We start from the raw sequence: 6,059 nt of genomic DNA, 5'->3' as shown, positions 1-6,059 counted from the left end.
ACGTAATGACATGGTATCTCTCGCATCCCAGGGCATAAGCGACTCCATAAACGGGTTCTTATGCCTTAGTTGTAAGTGTCTACCATGTCCCCGAACAAGTGTTCACTATGTCCCCGGACCGTACACCCACAGGGAGAGGGTGACGGAGTTCCCTCTCCCTGTGGGAGAGGGTTAGGGTGAGGGGGGAAATCAGAACACGTTAAACGGGTATTCCACGTAAGCGCGGATCTCATCCCCGCCCACGTTGTACTCGCTGGCGTTGCTGGAGACGCGCAGTACGGAGTAGCGCAGGCGCAGCGTCAGGTCTTTCGCCGGGCCGTCCTGTACCTTGTACTGGATCTGGTTAAACCACTCGTGCTCTTTGCCGTTGCTGGTTTCAGACGTTTTAATGTTGTCGCCACGCACGTAAGCGGTGGTCCAGCTCAGGCCCGGCAGGCCGAGGCCGCCGAAGTCCAGACCGTAAGAGGCCTGCCATGAGCGCTCATCTTCACCGTTGAAATCAGACCAGTAGGAGTTCGCCAGCCAGATGGTGTTGCCGCCGTCCCCCACGCCGCCCTGGTCGCGATAGCCGCCGTAGTTGTAGCCGGTGCTGCCACTGCTCTGCTGGTACGCCACCTTGAAGGTATGAATATCCCAGATGTAGCTCGCCGCCAGGCTCCAGATGGTGTTGCTGCGGCCCGTGTCGAGGCTGTCCGCGTAGCGCTGATCCAGTCGCGAATTGTAGCCGTTGAAATCAAGCACCAGCTGCTGTCCGGTGCTAAACGGCTGTTTGAAGTTCATGCCCAGATACTGCTTATTCATCACCTCTTCATTATGAGAGGCGTACAGCGCGCCGCTGAACTGGTCGTTGAACTGGTAGCTTGCGCCGCCGAAGGTCAGGCTCTTCAGCCCGCTGTCGTGGCGGTCATCGCTTTTACGCTGCTCGTCGGTGAAGTAACCGGCGTTCACTTCCAGACCGTCGATCTCTTTCGAAGTCAGCAGGGTGCCGGTGTAGCTTTCAAACAGCAGGCGGGAGCTGTCGGATGTAATGATTGGCAGCTCAGGACGCTGGTTCCCGTAGCTCAGCACGGTATTGGAGATGCGCATTTTGGCCGTCGCGCCAAACTTTGCCAGATCGGATTTTGCCCGGCCGTCGTCTTCCTGCTTAAAGAAGTCGATGCCGCCCGCGCCGCTCTTGCCGCGGCCACCGTCCAGACGCACGCCATACTGGGCGATACCGTCCACGCCGAAGCCCACCAGCCCTTCGGTATAGCCGGATGCAAAGGTGGCAATGATGCCCTGGCCCCATTCGGCTTTATCCTGCTGGCCCTGATGGTAATCGCGGCTGATATAGGCATTACGTAAAAACAGATCCAGATGGCTGTCGTCAATAAAACCCTGGCTGTCGGATTGCTGGCTTGCTGCGGCAGGTAATGCGGCGAATAAACTTAACGCAACTAATGATAATTCTTTTTTCACGGAGGGAACGTCTCTGTCTGGATATATTAATTTGAATGATTGCGTGGTTGATAATTACCGGAAATATTAACGATTGCAATAAATATGTGACCAGACGTTTCAGGGGCTAAATGCAGATGTGGCGGGGCTTGCTGGCGAGTTACCGATACGTGCTTTTAAATTGGCAATTGATGCGAAATAAAAGGGAGGCAAATATGCCTCCCGGTAAAATTATTTAATTCCGTCTGCGGCCATACGGTCGCGAATATGTTGTGCGCGTTCTTCCGAGGCCGGGTGATCGTCAAACATCGAGCTTTGGCGACCCGCCTCCAGCTTGGCCAGTTTTTCGAAGCTGGTGGCTAAACCTGATGGATTAATCCCGCGTTTGCGCAACAGATCGTAGGAGTAGTCGTCCGCTTCGGACTCCTGACGCTGGGAGAACTGGGAGTTAACCAGCTTTTCACCGACGTCGCCAAGCTGTGACTGCGACAGGCTGCCAACGATACCGCCCGCTGAGGCCGCCGCCGCACGAACGGCATTGGTACCTAACGCAACCTGCATCCCTTTCTTCACGTGGCCGAGCGCAACGTGGCCCATTTCGTGGCCGATAACCGCTTCCACTTCGTTGTCGGTCATCATGTCCATCAGCCCGCTGTAGACGCGAATACAACCGTTCGCCATGGCGAAGGCGTTCACGTCTTTCGCCATGTAAACCTTGTAGTTCACCGGCTGGCCGTTGATGTTGTCGCCCAGCGCAGATGCAATCTTATTCAGACGCTGCGTGTAGGTACTGTTAGCCGGGGCAAGCGTGGCTTTTCCGTCCATATCTTTACACGCCTGATCGCTCAGCGCTTTTACCTGCGCGTCGCTCAGGGAATAGGCCTGAAAGGCTTCTGCGCCTGAGGTCATCAGACCGTTAGAATCCATATTCTGACAGCCGCTCAGCAGGAGCGTCGTACCCAGGGCCAGCACTATTGCACGCATTTTCATGAGATTGCTTCCGTACTCGTTAATCTGAATAAAATCCGAAAAGTGCACCGTCAGCGAAGCCGGTGTCGGGCTAAGTATAAGGAATATCGACAGGGGCGGGCGAGGAGATTGCGCAACATGCGAGCATGATCCAGAGATTTCTTAACGAGCAAAAGAATGCTCCATGTACATGACTTGCGGCTTGGGTTACATTGTTGGCACTTTTTTCCGGCGTAGCCCAAAACGCGCTGTCGTCAAGGGCATGGCCTTTAACAGTCCGATCTGGAGTTAAAATGTCCTCACGTAAAGAGCTTGCTAATGCTATTCGTGCGCTGAGCATGGATGCAGTACAGAAAGCCAAATCTGGCCACCCAGGGGCTCCTATGGGTATGGCTGATATCGCCGAAGTCCTGTGGCGTGACTTCCTGAACCACAACCCGCAGAACCCGTCATGGGCTGACCGCGACCGCTTCGTGCTGTCCAACGGCCACGGCTCTATGCTGATCTATAGCCTGCTGCACCTCACCGGCTACGATCTGCCAATCGAAGAGCTGAAAAACTTCCGCCAGCTGCACTCCAAAACGCCAGGTCACCCGGAAGTAGGTTACACCGCGGGCGTAGAAACCACCACCGGCCCGCTGGGTCAGGGTATTGCTAACGCAGTCGGTATGGCGATTGCTGAGAAGACGCTGGCGGCGCAGTTCAACCGTCCTGGTCACGACATCGTTGACCACTTCACCTACGCGTTCATGGGCGACGGCTGCATGATGGAAGGCATTTCTCACGAAGTGTGCTCCCTGGCAGGTACCCTGAAGCTGGGCAAACTGGTTGCGTTCTATGACGACAACGGTATCTCCATCGACGGTCACGTTGAAGGCTGGTTCACTGATGACACCGCAGCACGCTTCGAAGCCTACGGCTGGCACGTTGTGCGTGGCGTTGATGGCCACGATGCTGACTCGATTAAACGTGCAGTAGAAGAAGCGCGCGCTGTGACGGACAAACCGTCCCTGCTGATGTGCAAAACCATCATCGGCTTCGGTTCGCCGAACAAAGCGGGTACTCACGACTCCCACGGTGCACCGCTGGGTGACGCGGAAATTGCACTGACCCGTGAAGCTCTGGGCTGGAAACACCCTGCATTCGAAATCCCATCTGAGATCTACGCTCAGTGGGATGCAAAAGAAGTGGGCCAGGCGAAAGAAGCGGCCTGGAACGAGAAGTTCGCTGCCTATGCGAAAGCGTTCCCACAGGAAGCGGCTGAATTCACCCGTCGTATGAAAGGTGACATGCCGTCTGACTTCGACGCGAAAGCGAACGAATTCATTGCTAAGCTGCAGGCGAACCCGTCTAAAATCGCGAGCCGTAAAGCGTCTCAGAATGCGATTGAAGCGTTCGGTCCTCTGCTGCCTGAATTCCTGGGCGGCTCCGCTGACCTGGCGCCTTCTAACCTGACTATCTGGTCCGGTTCTAAAGCGATCAACGAAGACACTGCCGGTAACTACATCCATTACGGTGTACGTGAATTCGGTATGACTGCGATTGCCAACGGTATCTCCCTGCACGGTGGTTTCCTGCCGTACACCTCTACCTTCCTGATGTTCGTTGAATATGCACGTAACGCCGTGCGTATGGCTGCGCTGATGAAACAGCGTCAGGTGATGGTCTACACCCACGACTCCATCGGTCTGGGCGAAGATGGTCCAACTCACCAGCCGGTAGAGCAGGTGGCTTCCCTGCGCGTGACGCCGAACATGAGCACATGGCGTCCATGTGACCAGGTTGAATCCGCGGTGGCGTGGAAATACGGCGTTGAGCGTCAGGACGGTCCAACCGCGCTGATCCTCTCCCGTCAGAACCTGGCACAGCAGGAGCGTACGCCTGAGCAGTTGGCGAACATCGCTCGCGGTGGTTACGTGCTGAAAGATTGCGCGGGCCAGCCTGAGCTGATCTTCATCGCCACCGGTTCTGAAGTTGAACTGGTGGTTGCAGCCTGGGAAAAACTGACTGCCGAAGGCGTGAAAGCCCGCGTGGTTTCCATGCCGTCTACCGATGCGTTCGACAAGCAGGATGCTGCATACCGTGAATCCGTGCTGCCTAAAGCGGTTTCCGCTCGCGTGGCAGTGGAAGCGGGTATCGCTGACTACTGGTTCAAATACGTTGGCCTGAACGGCGCTATCGTCGGCATGACCACCTTCGGTGAATCTGCTCCGGCAGAGCTGCTGTTCGAAGAGTTCGGCTTCACCGTTGAGAACGTTGTCGCTAAGGCGAAAGAACTGCTGTAATTGCTGTTTTGCCCGGTGGCGCTGCGCTTACCGGGCCTACAAATGGCACGAAAGTAGGCCGGGTAAGCGCTAGCGCGTCACCCGGCTTTTTTGTCGGCACTATTCCATCAAAAATGTGATGCAAGTCATATAGCCCGCTTATTCATCTGGACAGAGATTCCTTTTATTCCCCAATTCGCTTATTCTTGCTGAAGCGTTTCAGTCGATTAAATGTTCGACAATTGACCAATCAATCGCAGTTTGTGACAGCAAGGATTCCCCTTCGGGCGTCGCTGGATTACTCTTTCAGCCACCTCAAACCCAGGGATAGCTTTGCAGGAGATCTATGACCGTACGCGTAGCGATTAATGGCTTCGGTCGCATCGGGCGCAACGTGGTTCGTGCTTTATATGAATCCGGGCGTCGTGCGGAAATAACCGTGGTAGCAATCAACGAACTGGCTGATGCTGCGGGCATGGCGCATTTGTTGAAATATGACACCAGCCACGGACGCTTTGCCTGGGATGTTCGCCAGGAAAGAGATCAGCTGTTTGTCGGCGACGATGCCATCCGCGTACTGCATGAGAGCAGCATCGCCGGGCTACCGTGGCGTGAACTGGGTGTGGATATTGTGCTTGACTGTACCGGCGTTTACGGCAGCCGCGAACATGGCGAAGCACATCTGGCCGCAGGCGCAAAAAAAGTCCTGTTTTCTCACCCCGGCAGTAACGACCTCGACGCGACCGTCGTGTTTGGCGTTAACCAGCATGAGCTGCAGGCCGAACACCGCATTGTTTCCAACGCCTCCTGTACCACCAACTGCATTATTCCGGTCATCAAACTGTTAGACGATGCGTATGGCATTGAATCCGGCACCGTGACCACGATTCACTCCGCCATGCACGATCAGCAGGTTATCGACGCCTACCATCCGGATTTACGACGCACTCGCGCAGCGAGCCAGTCAATCATCCCGGTGGATACGAAACTGGCTGCAGGGATCACCCGAATTTTCCCGCAGTTTAACGACCGTTTCGAAGCGATTGCCGTGCGCGTTCCGACGATTAACGTGACCGCAATCGACCTCAGCGTGACGGTGAAAAAACCGGTAAAAGCCTGTGAAGTCAACCTGTTGCTGCAAAAAGCGGCACAGGGTGCATTTCATGGTATAGTTGACTATACGGAATTACCGTTGGTCTCAGTAGATTTTAACCACGACCCGCACAGCGCTATCGTCGATGGCACACAAACGCGCGTCAGTGGGGCACACCTTATCAAGACGCTGGTCTGGTGTGATAACGAATGGGGCTTTGCTAACCGAATGCTCGACACCACGTTAGCAATGGCCGCTCAAGGTTTCAGGTAAGACGCATCGTGCGTCTGCAAAAC

Annotated in this window: 4 protein-coding genes; 2 read left to right on the top strand and 2 right to left on the bottom strand. The window is 55.3% G+C overall.

What is annotated here, in order from left to right; all coding sequences use genetic code 11:
* Positions 1-189: 189 nt before the first annotated feature.
* Positions 190-1,458 (bottom strand): OprD family outer membrane porin, encoded by a 1,269-nt coding sequence (locus AC2T6E_RS16420; RefSeq protein WP_126815908.1) that lies wholly within the window; start codon positions 1,456-1,458, stop codon positions 190-192.
* Positions 1,459-1,668: 210 nt separating this feature from the next.
* A complete protein-coding gene (loiP, locus tag AC2T6E_RS16415; RefSeq protein ID WP_010435388.1) occupies positions 1,669-2,427 on the bottom strand; it encodes a metalloprotease LoiP in 759 nt (252 codons plus the stop codon).
* A gap of 272 nt (positions 2,428-2,699) precedes the next feature.
* Here loiP and tkt point away from each other — a divergent pair, with 272 nt between their 5' ends.
* Both tkt and epd read left to right on the top strand, forming a co-directional pair.
* Positions 2,700-4,691 carry a transketolase gene (gene tkt / locus AC2T6E_RS16410; RefSeq protein ID WP_486692517.1) on the top strand — a complete coding sequence of 664 codons (1,992 nt, stop codon included), beginning with the start codon at positions 2,700-2,702 and terminating at the stop codon, positions 4,689-4,691.
* A 325-nt stretch (positions 4,692-5,016) separates the two neighbouring features.
* Positions 5,017-6,036 (top strand): erythrose-4-phosphate dehydrogenase, encoded by a 1,020-nt coding sequence (epd, locus tag AC2T6E_RS16405; RefSeq protein ID WP_010435383.1) that lies wholly within the window; start codon positions 5,017-5,019, stop codon positions 6,034-6,036.
* Positions 6,037-6,059 lie beyond the last annotated feature (23 nt).

It is taken from the genome of Enterobacter sp. B79-1 (assembly GCF_057444735.1).
Note: the sequence above shows the minus strand (reverse complement) of the source record. Positions and strands in the feature narration are given on the sequence as shown.

Coding starts and splice junctions, on each gene's coding strand:
- loiP (WP_010435388.1), bottom strand. CDS start 2,427: ATGAAAATGCGTGCAATAGTGCTGGCCCTGGGTACGACGCTCCTGCTG.
- tkt (WP_486692517.1), top strand. CDS start 2,700: ATGTCCTCACGTAAAGAGCTTGCTAATGCTATTCGTGCGCTGAGCATG.
- epd (WP_010435383.1), top strand. CDS start 5,017: ATGACCGTACGCGTAGCGATTAATGGCTTCGGTCGCATCGGGCGCAAC.